The 17,076-nt window shown below is 68.6% G+C and carries 17 protein-coding genes; 6 read left to right on the forward strand and 11 right to left on the reverse strand.

What is annotated here, in order from left to right; genetic code table 11:
- Nucleotides 1-74: 74 nt before the first annotated feature.
- The 7 genes from hcaB to BKK80_RS32585 all read right to left on the reverse strand — a co-directional run bounded on the left by hcaB (nucleotide 75) and on the right by BKK80_RS32585 (nucleotide 5,336).
- Nucleotides 75-890, reverse strand: coding sequence for a 3-(cis-5,6-dihydroxycyclohexa-1,3-dien-1-yl)propanoate dehydrogenase (gene hcaB / locus BKK80_RS32555; protein WP_071018221.1), 816 nt, complete (start codon nucleotides 888-890; stop codon nucleotides 75-77).
- Nucleotides 891-897: 7 nt separating this feature from the next.
- Nucleotides 898-1,458, reverse strand: a complete 561-nt coding sequence (locus BKK80_RS32560) for a 3-phenylpropionate/cinnamic acid dioxygenase subunit beta (RefSeq protein WP_083384387.1) — start codon at nucleotides 1,456-1,458, stop codon at nucleotides 898-900.
- Complete coding sequence (locus BKK80_RS32565; RefSeq protein WP_084545846.1) at nucleotides 1,455-2,897, reverse strand: aromatic ring-hydroxylating dioxygenase subunit alpha; 1,443 nt, start codon at nucleotides 2,895-2,897, stop codon at nucleotides 1,455-1,457. The genes BKK80_RS32560 and BKK80_RS32565 overlap by 4 nt, the downstream gene beginning before the upstream one ends.
- A gap of 10 nt (nucleotides 2,898-2,907) precedes the next feature.
- On the reverse strand, nucleotides 2,908-3,252 hold the full coding sequence (locus BKK80_RS32570) for a non-heme iron oxygenase ferredoxin subunit (protein ID WP_071022142.1): 345 nt from the start codon (nucleotides 3,250-3,252) through the stop codon (nucleotides 2,908-2,910).
- 42 nt (nucleotides 3,253-3,294) lie between these two features.
- A complete protein-coding gene (locus BKK80_RS32575) occupies nucleotides 3,295-4,134 on the reverse strand; it encodes a DODA-type extradiol aromatic ring-opening family dioxygenase (RefSeq protein ID WP_071038958.1) in 840 nt (279 codons plus the stop codon).
- A 72-nt stretch (nucleotides 4,135-4,206) separates the two neighbouring features.
- On the reverse strand, nucleotides 4,207-4,503 hold the full coding sequence (locus BKK80_RS32580) for an extradiol ring-cleavage dioxygenase (RefSeq protein ID WP_071018218.1): 297 nt from the start codon (nucleotides 4,501-4,503) through the stop codon (nucleotides 4,207-4,209).
- 11 nt (nucleotides 4,504-4,514) lie between these two features.
- Nucleotides 4,515-5,336, reverse strand: a complete 822-nt coding sequence (locus tag BKK80_RS32585) for an alpha/beta fold hydrolase (protein ID WP_071018216.1) — start codon at nucleotides 5,334-5,336, stop codon at nucleotides 4,515-4,517.
- 188 nt (nucleotides 5,337-5,524) lie between these two features.
- On the opposite strand from BKK80_RS32585, the gene BKK80_RS32590 reads away from it, so the two are divergent.
- Complete coding sequence (locus BKK80_RS32590) at nucleotides 5,525-6,118, forward strand: TetR/AcrR family transcriptional regulator (RefSeq protein ID WP_071018214.1); 594 nt, start codon at nucleotides 5,525-5,527, stop codon at nucleotides 6,116-6,118.
- Nucleotides 6,119-6,303: 185 nt separating this feature from the next.
- Here BKK80_RS32590 and BKK80_RS32595 read toward each other — a convergent pair whose 3' ends face one another.
- A complete protein-coding gene (locus BKK80_RS32595) occupies nucleotides 6,304-6,810 on the reverse strand; it encodes a DUF6036 family nucleotidyltransferase (protein WP_335582981.1) in 507 nt (168 codons plus the stop codon).
- A 40-nt stretch (nucleotides 6,811-6,850) separates the two neighbouring features.
- Complete coding sequence (locus BKK80_RS32600) at nucleotides 6,851-7,546, reverse strand: helix-turn-helix transcriptional regulator (protein WP_071072812.1); 696 nt, start codon at nucleotides 7,544-7,546, stop codon at nucleotides 6,851-6,853.
- 370 nt (nucleotides 7,547-7,916) lie between these two features.
- Here BKK80_RS32600 and BKK80_RS32605 point away from each other — a divergent pair, with 370 nt between their 5' ends.
- The gene (locus BKK80_RS32605; protein WP_236903865.1) at nucleotides 7,917-8,393 is read left to right on the forward strand and encodes a hypothetical protein; all 477 of its coding nucleotides are present in this window, start codon (nucleotides 7,917-7,919) and stop codon (nucleotides 8,391-8,393) included.
- 161 nt (nucleotides 8,394-8,554) lie between these two features.
- On the opposite strand, the gene BKK80_RS32610 is transcribed toward BKK80_RS32605, so the two are convergent.
- Both BKK80_RS32610 and BKK80_RS32615 read right to left on the reverse strand, forming a co-directional pair.
- Nucleotides 8,555-10,531, reverse strand: coding sequence for a PhoX family protein (locus BKK80_RS32610; RefSeq protein ID WP_071018212.1), 1,977 nt, complete (start codon nucleotides 10,529-10,531; stop codon nucleotides 8,555-8,557).
- A gap of 220 nt (nucleotides 10,532-10,751) precedes the next feature.
- The gene (locus tag BKK80_RS32615) at nucleotides 10,752-11,117 is read right to left on the reverse strand and encodes an ArsR family transcriptional regulator (protein ID WP_335582938.1); all 366 of its coding nucleotides are present in this window, start codon (nucleotides 11,115-11,117) and stop codon (nucleotides 10,752-10,754) included.
- A 233-nt stretch (nucleotides 11,118-11,350) separates the two neighbouring features.
- Between BKK80_RS32615 and BKK80_RS32620 the strand changes: the two genes are divergently transcribed.
- From BKK80_RS32620 to BKK80_RS32635, 4 genes are all read left to right on the forward strand, one after another.
- A complete protein-coding gene (locus tag BKK80_RS32620; RefSeq protein ID WP_071072814.1) occupies nucleotides 11,351-13,681 on the forward strand; it encodes an FdhF/YdeP family oxidoreductase in 2,331 nt (776 codons plus the stop codon).
- 113 nt (nucleotides 13,682-13,794) lie between these two features.
- Nucleotides 13,795-15,189, forward strand: a complete 1,395-nt coding sequence (locus tag BKK80_RS32625; protein ID WP_071072816.1) for a cytochrome ubiquinol oxidase subunit I — start codon at nucleotides 13,795-13,797, stop codon at nucleotides 15,187-15,189.
- 69 nt (nucleotides 15,190-15,258) lie between these two features.
- Entirely contained in the window at nucleotides 15,259-16,245 is a 987-nt protein-coding gene (gene cydB / locus BKK80_RS32630; protein ID WP_071072819.1) for a cytochrome d ubiquinol oxidase subunit II, read from the forward strand.
- Nucleotides 16,246-16,281: 36 nt separating this feature from the next.
- The gene (locus tag BKK80_RS32635) at nucleotides 16,282-17,052 is read left to right on the forward strand and encodes a hypothetical protein (protein ID WP_071072822.1); all 771 of its coding nucleotides are present in this window, start codon (nucleotides 16,282-16,284) and stop codon (nucleotides 17,050-17,052) included.
- The last annotated feature ends 24 nt before the right edge of the window (nucleotides 17,053-17,076 follow it).

The following is a 17,076-nucleotide window of genomic DNA, read 5'->3' on the forward strand; positions in this document are numbered from 1 at the left end:
GTTGTCTCTTTGTCGTTGTCTTCGGTGAGTCTTCGGTGAGTCTTCGGTGATTCGTCGGGCTGCCGGCGGCGGCCTCAGGACTGCGGCTTGCGCCCCGGCCTGCCGCGCACCTCCCAGCCGCCGTCGCTCTGCAGGATGGCGGCGGTGGTGGCCGGCGAATTGCTGCGCGAGGCCAGCAGCACGTAGTGCCCGGCGTGGTCCTCCGGCTGGGCGATGAAGCCGAGCGGCATGGCGTTGGCCACCGCCTCCGAGAAACCCGGGATCTCCGACAGCCGGGCGTCCTGCTTGCCGAGCGCCTCGGGCCCCTTGAGCGGGGTCACGGTGCCGCCGGGCGCCACGCCGTTGACGCGCACCTCGGGCGCCAGCTCGTAGGCGAGCTGGCGGATCAGGCCCACGCCCGCATGCTTGGAGGCGACGTAGGCCGCGCCGCCGCCGCCGGCGTAGAAGGCCGCGTTGGACAGCGTGAAGATCATGCTGCCGCGGCTCTCGCGCAGCGCCGGCGCCGCCGCATAAGCGGCCAGCAGATAGCCCAGCACATTGACGTCGAACACCTCGCGGTAGGTGCGCGCGAGCTGCTCGCCGTCGCTGAACTTGCGCAGCGGTGCGAAGTAGTCCCACACGCCCGCGTTGCCCACCAGCGTATCGAGCTTGCCGAAGGCGGCCACGGTGGCGGCCACCGCCGCTTCGTTGGCCTGCGGCGAGCGCACGTCGCCCACCGTCACCGCCACGCGCGCGCCGAACTCGGCGCGCAGCGCATCGGCCGCCGCGGCATTGCGCACCAGCGCGCCCACGCCCGCGGCGCCCTCGGCGAGGAAGCGCCGCAGCACCGCCAGGCCGATGCCCGAGCCGGCGCCGGTCACCAGCGCCACGTCCTTGTCTAGCCAGCCCATGTCGGTGTCAGAGGAAAGTGTTGAGGTTCTTGGACAGGAACAGCGACTGCGTGATGACGATCTTGCGCCGGGCGATGCGGAACTCGCCCGCCTCCGGCTCGCCGTGCACGCGCAGCAGGTCCTCGCGCCGGCCCAGCAGCAGGTCGTTGTCGGCCTCGCCGCGGCTGCGGTAGTTGACGAAGACCGAGTGCACCAGGTACTCGCCGGCGGCCGCGCCGTGCAGCGCCTCCACATTGCTGATCACGTGCACGTGGCGGGTGGGCGGGTCCTCGGCCCAGGCCGACGGCTGCTGGAAGCGCGCCACGCGGCGCGACAGGTCCAGCAGGTTGTCGTCGAAGTAGGCGCCGCGCCCCGGCGCATAGGCACCCAGCTTGTCCGCGCGCCGGCGGTTCTCGATGGCGGGCATCCAGTAGTGGATGTCCTCGCTCATCAGCGCCAGCCAGTCCTGCCAGCGCTCGGCGTCGAGCAGGCGTGCCTCGCGGTAGAGGAATTGCGTGATGCGATGGGCGGTGGGCAGGTCGACCGGAGCGGCCGCGTCGATGCCGGCTTCCTTGGGCAGCGCGCTCATGCGGCCTCCTTGGCCTGCTGGCCGTAAGTGAAGGCGCTGTCGGGCAGGGCCGGCTTGTCGCGCTCCGGCACCTCGTGCCAGGCGCGCGCCTGCATCAGGTCCAGCCAGCGCTGGTAGAAGGCACGGTGGTTGGCCTCGTTGACCTGGTTGCGGTAGACGTTGCCCGGCAGGCCGCTGCCGTCCAGGCGCGTGCCGCGCCCCAGGCCCATGTACAGGTCCTGCTGGCGGGTGACGAAGCCGGCGTTGGTGCGGGTTGAGAACTCGAAGTTCTCGCCATCGTCCATCTCGAACACGCCGGAAGGCGAGAACGTCATCATGGTGCCCTTCAGCCAGCGGTCCTTGATGTCCTGCGGCGCGCTCTTGTTGACGATGGTCCAGGTGTGCAGTTCGATCTTGCCGGGACCGCGCGGATGCCACACGCGGAAGGTGTTCTGCCCCGGCAGGAAGGACAGGTTGGGGAACACGCTGACCGAGGAGATCGAGCCGATCATCTTGGAGCGGAACTCGCCCAGGCGCTGCGCCACCTTGGGCTGGATGCCGTACAGGTACTTGCGGATCTCCTTGTCGCCCAGCGTGGCGGCGTTGCCGACCACGTCGAGGTTGAACTCCCAGCCATGGCCGTTGACGTTGACGTGGTAGGAATCGGGATCCTTGTACACCTCGGCCACCGGGCCGCCCAGCATGGCGCGCGCGGCCGAGTCGTGGGTCCACAGCGCGTGGTAGATGTCGCCGATGAAGTTCTCCACCGGCACCTTCCAGTTGCAGCGGATCTCCGACTTGACGCAGCCGCCGATGAACTCGGTGCCCTCGCCATCCATGTCCAGCATCACGTCCAGGTAGTAGCGGAAATCGCCCAGGAATTCCTCCAGCGAGGGCGCGTCCGGGTCCATGTTGCCGAACACCAGGCCCTTGTAGCTGGCCACCTGCGCCACCGGGTGCAGGCCGTGCTCGGCACGGTCCATGCCGCTGGCCTCGAACAGCTCCTGCCCCGCCATGCCGCGCAGCGCGCCGTCGATGCCGAAGCTCCAGCCGTGGTAGTTGCAGATGAAGCCGCGCGCATTGCCGGCGTCGGTGAAGTTGAGCTTGTTGCCGCGGTGCGGGCAGGTGTTGAGGAAGGCCTTGATCGAGCCGTCCTTCTGGCGCACCACGATGACGTTGTCCTCGGCCATGTAGGTGGTGACGTAGTCGCCGGCCTTTGGAATCTGCGATTCGTGCGCGAGGAACAGCCAGCTGCGCGCGAAGATCTTCTCCAGCTCCTGCTCGTAGACGCGCTGGTCCCAGTAGACGCGGCGCGACAGGCGGCCGCTGTCCAGGTCGATCAGGCGCTCCAGCCCCGGCAGCGGCTCGCTGGCGGGATCCTTGCGCAGGCGTTCGCAGTTGCCGGTGCAGTCGTGCGCCGGCGTGCCGGGGGATGCGGTCGATGCGGTCGATGCGGTCATGTCGTCCTCCTCAAATGGCCGAAGCGGCTGCCTCGGACTCCTGCTCGAGGTCGGCGTAGATGGCGTCGCCCTCCTCGATCACCTTGTAGGTGCGCAGGTCGACCGTGCAGGGAAAGCCCATGGCCTGCCCGGTGGGGATATGGAACTGCCCGTCGTGCAGCGGGCAGGCGATCAGGTCGCCGTCGACGATCTCGCCCGCCGACAGCGAGGCGGTCGCGTGCGTGCACACATCGCTGGTGGCGTAGAAGGTGCCGTCGACGTTGTAGACGGCGAGCGGGCAGCCCGGCGTCTCCACCTTGCGCACCTCGCCAGGCTGCAGCGCATCGCGCTGGATCAGGAAAATCTTCTTGCTCATCTTTGCTATCCGGTTACCCTGCCGGCCCGCATCGCGGCGGCCTCACTGCAGGTGCAGTTGGACGAAACCCAGGCCGGTGACCCACTCGGGCACCGCCTCGTAGGCGATCACCTCGCCGCGCGCGCCTTCCAGCGCGCCCATGGCACAGGCCCAGTTGCGGATCTCCATGCCGCCATTGCCGCCGTGGGCCAGGATGTAGTCGTCGCGCAGCGCGGCCAGCGCCGCCAGGTCGCCGCGCACGGCGTAGTCGAGGATCTCGCGGTCGAAGGCCTCGTTGACGCGGCCCATCTCCGCGGTGCCGACCCAGTGGCTGATGCCGCCGCTGCCGATCACCGCGACCCGCTCGCCGGCATCGAACGATGCGACCGCGTCGCGGATCTGCCGGCCCACCTCGATGGCGCGGCCGATACGGATATAGGGATCGACACCGGCGGCCAGGTAGACCGGGATGGTGCCGACCGCGTGGCCGGCTTCGCGCAGCGGCTGCACGATCAACTGGTTGGGAATGGCGATGGCGTGGTCCACCGTCAGCGCGCGCGCCACCGCCCAGTCGAAGCCGCGCGCATGGCCGTCGGCGGCGATGTGGGTGGCCAGCGCCTCGCTGTTGGGAATCACGCCGCGCTTGAGGCCCGGCATGGCATCGAGCGGCCCGTCGACATCGCCGGTGCCGATCAGGTAGCTCGGCAGGCAGGCGGTGCCGAACAGCATGTAGTGGTCGGCACCGACGATCACCACGCTGGTGGGCGCCAGCTCCGCCAGGCGCCGCGCGCACTGGCCGAAGGCACCCCACATGCGCTCCTGCACCGCGGCCGCGGGAGCCTGCGGCGCGACGAACATCACGGGATCATGCGGCACCAGGAAGCCGCCTACGATCTGTCCCATCTTCTTCCTCTATCCTCGTCCGGGTGGCGCGGCGGGTGTCCCCGCCCGCCACCGATGGCCTGCTGTGGCCGGCTATGGCTTGAGCGCCGCGCTGTGCACCGGTTCGTGCGCACCGAGCGGGCGCAGCTTGCGCATGTAGGCACGCATGTCGCGCTCGGGCGACAGCTCCTGCCAGAAACCCATGGTCAGCATCGGGTTGACGCCGGCCTGCTGCAGGCCGAGCACGTCGAAGCCGGTCAGCATGGCGCGCTCGGCCTCGCTCAGCGCGAAGCGCTGCAGGTAGGCAGCGGCGTCCTCGCGGAAACGCTGCTTGGCGGCGCGGTCCACGGTGAGCTGGTGCAGCACGCGCTCGAGTACGTTGCGGCTCATGGCGTGCGTCCTCAGGCGCAGAAGTCGGCGACCAGCTTGAGGAAGGTGTCGCGCCGCTCGGTCTGCACCCAGTGGCCGCAGCGCCCGAACAGGTGCAGGTCGGCGTTGGGGATGGCACGCGCCAGCAACTGGCCGCAGGCCGGCGGCACCACGCGGTCTTCGCGGCCGTGCAGCACCAGCGTGGGCGCCTCGATCTTGGCCACCACATGCTCGGGGAAGCCCTTGACGACGGTGGGGCCGTCGGCATTGGGGCGGGGAATCAGCTTGCGCAGCGCGTCCTGCGCGCCCGGACGGGCGCTGGCTTCGTAGCGCGACTGCACCATCTCCGGCGTGATGATCGACTGGTCGAAGGGGAACAGGCGCATGGTGCGCTCCATGTTCTCCGGCGAGGGCTCGTACTCCCAGGCCGAGCGCAGGCCCGGCGTCTGCTCGAACTCGCCGGCCGGCGTGCCCAGCAGCACCAGCTTGTCGACGCGCTTGGGATCGAACACGGCCAGGCCCAGCGACAGCGCGCCGCCGAAGGAGTTGCCGACGAAGGAGGCCTTCTCGATCTCGAGCGCGTCCAGGATGCCGACCAGGTGGCGCACCCACAACTTGATGTCGTACTTGGCGTCGTCCTTGAACTCGGTGAAGCCGAAGCCGGCGATATCGGGAACGATCACGCGGAACGACTGCGCCAGCTCGTTCATCACGCCCTTCCAGTTGGTCCAGCCCGACACGCCGGGGCCGGAGCCGTGCAGCAGGAACAGGGGCTTGCCCTGGCCCAGGTCGAAGTAGTTGGTCTGGTGCTCGGCGGCCAGCAGCGTCTTGCCCACGCCCTCAAACTTGCCCATCGGTTTCTCCATACACATACGTATGTGTATGGTATGGAGGCAATCGGCGATGGTCAAGGCGATATCCTTCGTAATTCCTAGGTGTTAACGCGCATTGCGATGACAACCATACAATACATTACCGTATGGAACAGGGACGGTAGAATGCAGGGCAGTCCTTGCCCGCCGCCCTGAAGTCTGGAGTCCACATGCCGAGAAGTCCCGCCGAGCCCTCCCCGCAGCCGCGCAGCCAGCTGACGCCGGAAGACTGGATCCGGGCCGCCCGCAACCTGCTGGTCAGCCGCAGTGTCGACGCCGTGCGCGTCGAAGTGCTGGCCAAGGAGATGTCGGTCACGCGCGGCAGTTTCTACTGGCACTTCAAGGACCGCGACGACCTGCTGCACCGCATGCTGATGGCCTGGCGCGACGAGGCCACCGAGCAGATCATCTACCGTTTCGAGCGGCGCGGCCTGCCGCCGCGCGAGCTGATCCGCGACCTGCTGTCGCTGCCCTTCCGCGGCGAGGCGGCGCAGGAAGCGGCCTCCACCGAACTCGCCATCCGCGCCTGGGCACGCCGCGACGAGCGCGTGCGCCAGATCCTCGACGAGGTCGACGCCAAGCGCCTGTCCTATATCGCCCAGTGCTTCAGCGCGCTCGGCTTCGGCATCGCCGAGGCGCGCGGGCGCGCCTTCGCGCTATACAGCTATGAATTGTCGGAGTCACTGCTGGCCAACCAGGGCACGGCCGCGCAGAAGGAAGAACGCAAGGCGCTGATGGAGCGCCTGCTGCTGGCGCCTGCGTAGTTTGACGCGCACCTGGTCCATTGCGTCAGAGAATTTCGCGGACTAAGTCCGCCCTAAGCCTGTCACTGAGCCGCACGACGCGTCGTCACGAATGCTCGCAAGGCTCCAGCCTTGCGGCGCTTCGTTCCTGACCTCGCACGTCTTCTCGACAGGCTTGGCTCTTCCGCGAATTCAAGACTCAGGCACTAGACGGAAGGGGAACCTGCTTTCGCGAGCTTGATCCATCGGTTGATCCGTACGCGCAGCCGGCCCTTCGCGGCGATGTCGAGTGGCATCTTGTCGACCATTGCGATCGCTTCATCTGCCTGGATGAAGCCATGCGCCAGTAGAGCCACGTCGAAGTCGCGGTCTTTGTCACGATTCGCTACGGCCTTGGCCATGAAGAGATCAATCGTGCCCAGGCAATAAGCGATACGACCATTTGTATTGTCGTTCTGGATCCGCTCCACGCGCCTTATCCAGCCTTCCGGCAGGACCGCCGTGTCCGGTCCGACGCCCTGTGCGTAGTACCCGTTCATTTCGTGGAAGCGCGAGCCCTCGCCGATCGCTCCGTCGATCTCATCCGCTTTCGCCGGGGCGTTCAGAGGGTAAATGTCCGCTTCGGCAGACGCAGTGAAGACAGCCGGCGGATAAGGATGCCCGCCCAGAAGCGACTGGCTGCCTACGATGACAAATTCGTACTCGCCGGTGATCTCGCGGACGCGCGGATGATGTGCTCCAGGTCCTCACGCCTCATCGCATTCCTTCTTCACCAGGCAACTCGTCGGCCGCATCCCCGATCAAGACCCCCTGCTTGAGTGCCTTGACCTGGGAGAACACTCCTTGCCTGATATCGTCCGGCAATACCGTCGGCAACGGTGAGGCCTGTCGAAGCTCCTGGGCACGCCTGGTCCTGCCCAGTGCTTTACGCCAGGTGCCGTGCGCGAGGATACTCTCCCATTCCGCCCAGAGACTATCGCTGCGGGATGGCCCTTTCGCCCGCCACTTCGCGAGCGTCTCGCGAGCGCGTTGCACAAGTTCGGGATTCGCACGTAACAAGCGCACCGCCTCTTCGTGAAGGGCGAGACTCTGCAAATCCTGCGCTTGGTGCCGATCTGAATCCGAGCGGACCAGAACCTGAACCTGCGGGCGGCCACGTCGCGTGTTCGCACCAGCCGATTGCGGCGGAGCGGGCTGGAACGTATCGGACACCAACATCGCGAGGTCACCGGCGACACCGAGGGCCGACATGACCCGGAGGTAGGTGCCGATTGATGGGGTCGGATCACCAGCTTCAACCGAACTGAGCGTGGTTCTCGAGATGCCGACCCGTTGGGCCATGTCGATGGTCGTCAGTCCCTGCGCCTTGCGCAAGCGCTTGATGCGATCGCCCAGTTGTAGAAGCAACTGTCGCTCAAGGACCGGAGTGATATCGGCGTAGGTCTTCATATGTCCACCATACTAGGCAATTTCACACAATTTGTCCAATATACTGAACAAATTAAGCATCATTCGAGATGCCGCCGAGGCTCTCGCACGCCACATCATCCAGCAACCTCGACCTGATGCGCGAGTCCTCGTCGGTAGCCCTCCGCTATCGCCCCCCCCTCCGATCCCGTTTGCCCCGACGGATTGCCCGATTGCTTGCGCCGGCGGAATAAGCGCGCCGCCCGCCCCGTTTACCGTACAGCGGGGCAGCACCCCTGCCGCCCCGCGGGTAAACCGGTGCGCCGCGCAAGACGGCCCGGCAAGGCAATCATGGCGCACGCGCCTGTGACGGCAGCGCGGGCGCCGGCATTCCGCGCTCGGGGTGGCAATCATGGGCAAGTATTGGACTGGGCGCCTGGCGGACCTGGCCGCGCGTGCCAGGCGTCCGGCGATCCTCGCGGCGGCCTTGGCGGCGGCCGCCTTCGGCACCGCGGCTAGCGGCCAGGACATGGATGGCACCCCCTGCCAGGAGATGACCGGCCAGGTCGTGGTGGACGGGGTCCTGCAGCAGGTCACGGGGCTGGCGTGCCTGCAGCCTGACGGCACCTGGCAGATGGTCGACGCCAGCGGCGGCATGGTCAGCTATGGCGAGCCGCCCTACTATGCCGATCCCTGGTACTGGGCACCGTTCGGTGCCGCTGTCGGCGGCGTGATCTTCATCGACCGCTTCCATCACTTCCACCGTATCAACCACGTCTTCCTGCACGCACCCGGCATGCGCTTCCACGGTGGCATGGGCGGTTTCCACGGCAACCCCGGTGGCTTCCACGGCGGCGGCGGCTTCCACGGCGGCGGCCATCACCGCTAGGCCCTTGCGTCAGGGAAAGCGCCCCCGAGCGGCGGTGCATCCAGCGCTGTCGATCGGGGGGCCTTTCGAATGACGCAGAGGACCAGCGTCGGCGCCGGACGTGAAAAACCCCGCAGGCTACCGGCCTGCGGGGTCGTATCCTGCGCGCCGTGCGCGCGGGCTCAGCCCTTGGACAGCCGGATCGCCGACATGTCGGCGGTCAGGTAGCCCACGGCCGCGCCGAAGCGGTCCTTGTAGTTGGCGCGCACCAGCGGATCGAGCGTGGCCTGCACCTTGTCGTGCAACGGCGCTTCCCAGTCGCCCGGGTGCTGGAAGTTGCTCATGATGTAGGTCCAGCCATGGATCTCGTCGACCGCGTGCAGGCCGGTCGACTCCGCGCCGGCCGGGCAGGACAGCAGCCGGCTCAGGGTCTTGGTGTCGACGTTGTAGGCCCACAGGAAGTTGTTGACGTGGGTATTGCTGTCCTCGCCGATGAAGAGGGTGCGCAGCTTCTCGGAGAACTTCAGGTTGTCCGGCGTGGCGATCTTGTCCGGGTTGGCGAAGTTGCCCAGCGCGTCCTGCTGTTTCTTGGCGCCACCGCCGAGATCCTCGCTGACCAGTGCCGGCACCGCGGCCATGTCGACCGGCACCCACGCGCTGTCCATCGCCGCGCCGTCGCGGTCCTTCTGGCCGCCGCTCAGGTTCAACTCATAGACGGCGCCCGAGTACGGGCCCTCGACCTGGATGTCGCCGCCGTTGGCCGCGTTGCCCTTGAGCATGCTGCTCTCGATGCGCGAGATGGCCGAATAGGCCTTCTTGTCGCGGATGTTGACGGTGGTGCCTTCCATCTTGGTGAAGCCCAGGCTGCCGCCCACCAGCGCGGCATAGCGGTGCGTCTCGAGGAAGGCGGCCGCCTTCTCCTGGCCCGGCACCAGCTTGACCCAGTTGTCCTTGCCGTTGTACTTGATGCGGGTGTAGGCGGCATCCTGCGGATCGGCCGTCTTCACGTCCATGATGTCGCCCGACTTGATGCCGCCCTCGACCAGCGCGCGGATCTCGTCGCTGGCGGCGTGGCCCAGGCGGATCCAGCTCAGCGTGGCCGCACCCGGGCCGGTGCCCGAGGTCTGGTGCCACTTGGCCACGTAGAGCGTGCCGCTGGAGAGATCGCGCGGGCGATCGGCGATGAACAGGAACAGGCCGCCGTTGGTGGCATCGTCGCCCATCAGCACGGTGCGCTCGTCGGGCATCACCTGCACCAGTTCGTGCGAAATGCGGCCGACGTTGTAGTGCTTGCGGATGGTGCCCGTGCCGTCCGGGTGCACCGTCACTTCAGGCAGGTGGCCGTAGTGGTAGGGGCTGGCCTTGCCGGCGTCGCCGTACAGGTTCTGGCTGAAGCCGCGCAGCTGCGGGTCGGTCGCCGCCTTGGTGGCATCCGGCTCGTACTCTTCGCTCGACAGGTGCGTGTTCCACGGCGACAGGCTGGCGCCGCAGGTGATCCACAGCCCGTTGACGCCCGAGGTATCGACGTTGTGGTACTTGACCAGGCGCAGGCTGCCGGTGCGGGGATCCTGGTCCAGCGTCAGCACGGCGATCGGCGACGGCAGCAGGCCGTACATGCTGCCGCCCTTCTGGTCGCGCGTGGTGTACTCGAACTGCACCACGGCGAACACCGGGTTGCCCTTGACGCCCGGCACCTTGCCCCTGGCCGCCTTGCCCAGCGACAGCAGCGAGGTGCCGTCCGGGCTGTCCGAGAAGAACTGGCGCTCCTTGCCGGCCACCGAGTTGTCGAGGATCGGCTGGTTGGCGATGTTGTAGTAGCCACCGGCCAGGACCTTGCCGCCCTTGCCGTCCGGCACCAGGTCGCCGGTGGTGAAGAAGGGATGGTAGGCCAGCTTGTAGCTGCGGCGGCTGCCGTCGGCGAACGACACGGTCAGGCCGGAGCCCACGGTGGTGGTCGCCATGGCGGCCGCGTCGGCCAGCGTCGGCGCCGCCATGCCCTCGAAGGCGGCCCCGCTGAAGGCCGCCTTGGGCGCGGCGGCTTCGGCGGCGCCCGAGCCGGCCAGCAGGGCGGCGGCGGTGGTGGCGCCGAGCGGCAGCATCGGGGCAGCGGCCAGGAACTTCAGGGCCTTGCGGCGGGACACGTCGGGTTGGTCGGACATGGTGTTCGGATCTTGGCGTGGGGAATGCGGGAAGGGAGGAAAGGGCGCCATGGACTGCGCAGGCCGAGCCGGCCGGGCCGGCCGCGCAGTCAGCGGCCGGCGCCGGCTGCAGCGCGCCCCATGCGATGCATCCTATGCAGTATTGATGACATTCTGGTGACAAGGCGATGACAGCCATGCCGCGTTCCCCTCGGCAAGCCTCCCGCCTGATGCCGCGCGCTCAGCTATGCCCGCCGGCGACCGCCTCCCTGCCTTCGGCCGGCGGCGCCACCGTTGCGCACAGCGCCTCGCCCTCCGCGCTCAGCGCGGCGAAGCCGCGCCCCGCCTCGTCGAGCTCGAAATCGGCCAGGCCGGCCGCCTGCAGCAGGGTCAGGGTGCGCCGCAGCACGCTCATCGGCAGGCCCGCCCGCTTGGCCAGCTTGGCCAGGGACCAGGGGCGGCCCGGGCTCTCGCGGCGCGCCGCCCACAGGTGCTCGAGCACCAGCGCCACGCCGGCATCGACGCCCTCGGCACCCTTGGCGCTATCCATGCCATCGGCGGCATCGCTGCTCCCGCCGCTCTCCGTGGCCGGCCGTCCTGCTTCCATGCCTGTTCTCTCCGCGCCTTGTCGTCACGGGCCGATTCTAGCCCCGGCGCGCCGCACAGGCATACAGTCCGGCCACCAGCGCGGCCGCCGGCGCAACTGTACTCTTCCACGCCGTCGTCAAGTGTGCGTTCCGCCTGCGCGCCAGACCCTTACGCTTGCGGTCATCCAATCCAGCGCGTGGACCGTCCCGCCCCCGGGACAGCGCGGCGCGCCGTCAACGTGGAGTCCAGTACATGGATAGCAACAGGGAACCGAAGGGCAAGATCGAGCCCTACCACCATCCGGCCGCGGGCTGGGGCGCCCTCAAGTACGTGGCGATCAACCTGGTCAAGGAACGGGTCACCGGCGGCAACTACCGCATGTTGTTCAAGCAGAACCAGCCCGACGGCTTCGACTGCCCGGGCTGCGCGTGGCCGGACCGCCAGCACGCCTCGACCTTCGAGTTCTGCGAGAACGGCGTCAAGGCGGTCGCCGCCGAGGCCACCACCAAGCGCGTGACGCCGGCCTTCTTCGCCGAGCACACCGTCGCCGAGCTGATGAAGCAGACCGACTACGAACTCGAGCAGCACGGCCGCCTGACCGAGCCGATGGTGTACGACGCGCGGACCGACCGCTACCGCCCGATCGCCTGGGCCGACGCCTTCGCGCTGGTCGCGCGGCACCTGAACGGCCTCGCCTCGCCCCACCAGGCGGCCTTCTATACCTCGGGCCGGGCCAGCAACGAGGCCGCCTTCCTCTACCAGCTGTTCGTGCGCATGTTCGGCACCAACAACTTTCCCGACTGCTCGAACATGTGCCACGAGGCGACCAGCCGCGGCCTGCCGGACGCGGTCGGCATCGGCAAGGGCACGGTCACGCTGGACGACTTCGAGCTGGCCGACACCCTGATCATCTTCGGCCAGAACCCGGCCACCAACCATCCGCGCATGCTCGGCGAACTGCGCGAGGCCTCGCGCCGGGGCGCCACCATCGTCTCCGTCAATCCGCTGCGCGAGCGCGGCCTCGAGCGCTTCGCCAGCCCGCAGCATCCGCTCGAGATGCTGACCCTGGGCAGCACGCCGATCGCCTCGACCTTCATCCAGCCCCGCCTGGGCGGCGATTTCGCACTGATCAAGGGCGTGGCCAAGCACCTGCTCGAACTCGACGACAAGGCCGTCGCCGATGGCACCGAGCGGCTGCTCGACCTCGACTTCATCGCCGAACACACGCTCGGCTTCGAGGCCTTCGCCGCCGACCTGCGCCAGGAAAGCTGGCCGCTGCTGGAATCGGAGTCCGGCGTGGCGCGCGAGGACATCGAAGCGCTGGGCCGCCTGTACGCGCGCGGCAAGCGCGTCATCGCCACCTGGGGCATGGGCATCACGCAGCACAAGCATTCGGTGCAGACCGTCCAGATGCTGGCCAGCCTGCTGATGATGCGCGGCAACATCGGCCGCCCCGGCGCCGGCCTGTGCCCGGTGCGCGGCCACTCCAACGTGCAGGGCAACCGCACCGTCGGCATCGAGGAGAAGCCTTCGGCCGCCTTCCTCGACCGCCTCGGCACGGTGTTCGGCTTCGACGCGCCGCGCCAGCACGGCCTCGACGTGGTCGAGACCATCGAGCAGATGATCGAAGGCCACGTCAAGGTCTTCCTGGGCCTGGGCGGCAATTTCGCCATGGCCACGCCCGACACCTACCGCACCTTCGACGCGCTGCGCTCCTGCGACCTCACCGTCCACATCGCCACCAAGCTCAACCGCAGCCATCTCGTGCACGGCGCCGACGCGCTGATCCTGCCCACCCTCGGACGCACCGAGATCGACGTGCAGGACGGCGTCGCGCAGGGCGTCACGGTGGAGGACTCGATGAGCATGGTCCATGTCTCCTACGGCATGAACAAACCCGCCTCGCCCCACCTGATGTCGGAGACCGCCATCATCGCCAACCTCGCGCACGCCACGCTCGGCAGCGCGAAGGTCGACTGGCTGGCCATGGCAGGCGACTACGCCAGGATCCGCGACGCCATCGAGCAGGTGCTGGACGGCTTCGAGCAGTACAACGAACGCATCCGGCAGCCGGGTGGCTTCCACCTGCGCGTGGCCTCGCGCGAGCGCGACTGGCAGACCCCCACCGGCAAGGCCAACTTCATCGTCCACCCGGTCCAGCAGGACACGCCCATCGTGCGCGCGCGCCGCCAGCACGGCGAGCGCCTGATGACGCTGATGACGACCCGCTCGCACGACCAGTACAACACCACCATCTACGCGATGGACGACCGCTACCGCGGCGTGTTCGGCATGCGCCGCGTGGTCTTCATCCACCCGGCGGACATCGCCATGCTCGGTTTCCGCAACGGCGACTGGGTCGACATCACCACCGTGTGGGACGACGGCATCGAGCGGCGCGCCAACTATTTCCGCCTGGTCGAGTACGACATCCCGCGCGGCTGCATCGGCGCCTACTATCCGGAGACCAATCCGCTGGTGCCGCTGGACAGCGTGGGCGACGTCTGCAACACGCCGACCTCCAAGTCCATCCCGGTGCTGCTGCACCGCTCGGCGCAGCCCGCGGAACTGCCGGCATTCTGAGCGGCACCACCAGGTGCCGGCGTGGGCGGCAAACCCCCCACGCCACCCTCCACGCAGCCGCGCCCGCCACCGGCGGACGCGGCCGCCCTCCCTCATCCTCGCGGTAGTCCCCCATGACCATCGAAGCCCTAGACCTCGCGCGCGGCCAGTTCGCCATGACCGCGGTCTTCCACATACTCTGGCCGATCCTGACGATCAGCCTGTCCGCCTTCCTCCTCGTCGTCGAGATCCTCTGGGTGCGCACCAGCGACGTCGCCTGGTACCGCCACGCGCGCTTCTGGAGCAAGCTGCTGCTGCTGAACTTCGCCGTTGGCGTGGTCAGCGGCATCCCCATGGAATTCCAGTTCGGCACCAACTGGGGCCCGTTCTCCGAGTACACCGGCCAGTTCTTCGGCAATATCCTCGGCTTCGAGGGGGCCATGGCCTTCATGCTGGAGGCCGGCTTCGTCGGCATCATGATGCTCGGCTGGGAACGCGTGCCGAAGGGCGTCCACCTGTTCGCCACCGCGATGGTCGCGCTCGGCTCCTCGCTCTCCGCCTTCTGGATCATGGTGGCCAACTCCTGGCTGCAGACGCCGGGCGGCATCGCGCTGGTCGACGGCAAGCTGGTGGTGACCGACTATGTGCACGCCATCTTCAACCCCGACATGGCCTGGGGCGTCTCGCACATGTGGTTCGCCGCGCTCGAGACCGGGCTGGTGGTGATCGCGGGTATCTCGGCCTACTACCTGCTCAAGCGCCGCCATGCCGAGTTCTTCGCGCGCTCGTTCAAGCTGGCGCTGCTGCTGCTCGCCTTCGTCGCCCCGCTGCAGGTCTGGCTCGGCGACGCCAGCGGCGTCGACGTGTTCGAGACCCAGCCGGCCAAGGGCGCCGCGATCGAGGGCCATTGGGAAACCAATGCCCCCGGCACCGGCGCCAGCTGGTCGCTGCTGGCCTGGCCCGACGCCGCGCAACAGCGCAACGACTGGTCGCTCGAGGTGCCGGGCATGCTCAGCATCCTGGGCACGCACAGCCTGCACGGACAGGTCAAGGGCCTGAAGGACATCCCGGTGGCCGACCAGCCACCCATGATCCCGCTGCTGTACTACACCTTCCGCACCATGGCGGGCATCGGCTTCCTGTTCCTGGTGCTGGCGCTGTGGACCGTGGTCGCCCTGCGCAAGACACGCGGCCGCGTCGACGCGCTGCTGGCCCGGCGCCGCCTGCTGCTGGCCTGGGTGCTGGCGATCCCGCTGCCCTATATCGCGGTGGAATGCGGCTGGATCGTGCGCGAGGTCGGCCGCCAGCCCTGGGTGGTGTATGGGCTGCTGCGTACCGACCATGCCGCCTCGGCCATCCCGGCCGCCACCATCAGCGGCAGCATGCTGATGTTCAGCGCCTTCTTCGTGGCGCTGCTGGCGGCCTTCTTCGTCTTCGCGCGCCGCTGGCTGCGCAAGGGCCCCGACCTGACCCTGATGCCACCGCGCGTGCCGGCCCGCGTGGCGGCAGCGCACGCCGTGGACTACTGATCCGTACCCCATTTCCATACGGCGGCGCCACCTCGGCGCCACCTCGCCCCTTCTTCGCAGGAACCTTCCATGACACCCCTTTCCACCCAGGCCCTGCTGAGCCAGGCCTGGTTCGGCCTGATCGGCCTCATGCTCGTCTTCTACGTCGTCACCGACGGCTTCGACCTCGGTGTCGGCATGCTGACGCTGCTGCGCGGGCGCGCCAGCGAGCGCGACGTCATGATCCAGTCCATCGGACACGTGTGGGACGCCAACGAAACCTGGCTGGTCGCGCTGGGCGGCGCCCTGTTCGGCGCCTTCCCCAAGGCCTACGCGACCATCCTCTCCGAGCTCTACGTACCGGTGATGCTGCTGATCGCCAGCCTGATCATGCGCGGCGCCGCCATCGAGTTCCGCCACGCCGCCCAGCGCAGCAGGACCGCCTGGGACCGCGTCTTCGGCGCCGGCAGCCTGCTCGCCGCGATCGCGCAGGGCATCGTGCTGGGCAAGGTCCTGACCGGCTTCGTGCCGGGCGCCGCCAGCATCGGCTTCGTGATCATCACCGCCATCGGCGTGGTGTCCGGCTACGCCTTGCTGGGCGCCACCTGGCTGGTCAAGAAGACCACCGGCGCCATGGAAAGCGCGGCCCGGCGCTACACCGTGATGGCGCTGGCCACCACGGTCGCGGCGGCGCTGGCGGTGTCGTACGCGACCCTGCGCTTCAGCCAGGTCGGCGCCACGCGCTGGCAGGACGCGGGGGTGTTCCACGTGCTGGCGGCATTCGCGGTGGTCGCCGCCCTGGCCTGCGCCTACGTGCTCTACGCGGTGGCGGTGCGGGGCGAGCACGGCCCCTTCGCGGGCGCGACGGTGCTCTTCATCACCTCTTTCGCGGGCCTGGCGCTGAGCCTGTTCCCCTACCTGGTGCCGGGCCGGCTGAGCGTGGCGGCCGCCGCCTCGGACAGCCCGACGCTGGCCTTCATGCTGTGCGGCATCGGCCTCGTGTTCCCGGTCATGATCGGCTACAACCTCTACCAGTACCACCTGTTCCGCGGCAAGGTGGTGCCGGCGCAGCATTGAATCGGCCATCGAATCGATGCCTGCCGGCGCGAGACCATGTACAACGCCCTGATCCAAGCCTTCCACGACGCGCAGGAACAATCGGCGCGCGCCTTCCGCGCCGTGATGGTGCTGGAAAGCCAGCTCGGCCTGCGCATGGAGGCCTCGGCCGTGCCACCGCTGCCCGATGCCGCCGCCGAGCGCAAGCGCTTCTGCCGGCGCATCGCCGCGCGCATGATCCGGCGCGCGGCCGAGCGCTTCGGCGCCAACGGCCTGCCGGTGCGCGTCGACGAGACGCGCATCGCGGTGGACGGCCACGCCAATATCTGGGAAGCGATCGAGACCGGCCGCCTGCCCGACCTCGACCGCTTCTGGGCCGCGCTGCGCGCGGCCTGCGAGACACGCACCGCCGAACCTCCGCGCGCTGCCATGGTGCAGGCGCTGGCCCGCTCGCTGGGCCTCGGGCAGCCGGCCGCGGTACGCTGGCACGCCAGCACCGCGCGCCTGCGGCTGGATGCGCCATCGGAGCCGGTGCCGGGCGGGCCCTGCCGCCGGCTGGCGGCGCCGGCGCAGGAAACGGTGCGCCAGTCCCTGCTGGCCCTGGCCGCCTTCGCCCAGGAGGCCGGGGCGGGCGCGCTGGCCGGCTGCCTGCGCCAGTTCGACCACCGCGCGCCCTTCCGTTCGCCGCAGCGGCGCACCTTTCCCGCCCTCGATATCACCCAGTACAACGCCTATTGGGAAGTGCGGCTGGAGCGCACGCTGGCCGAGGCGCTGCTGCGCTTCGTCGCGCGGCAGGGGGGAATCCCGCTGCCGCCGTGCGCTGCGTGAGCGCCTCAGCCGGCCATGCCGCGC

The organism is Cupriavidus malaysiensis (genome assembly GCF_001854325.1).
In the GTDB taxonomy this organism is placed as follows: domain Bacteria; phylum Pseudomonadota; class Gammaproteobacteria; order Burkholderiales; family Burkholderiaceae; genus Cupriavidus; species Cupriavidus malaysiensis.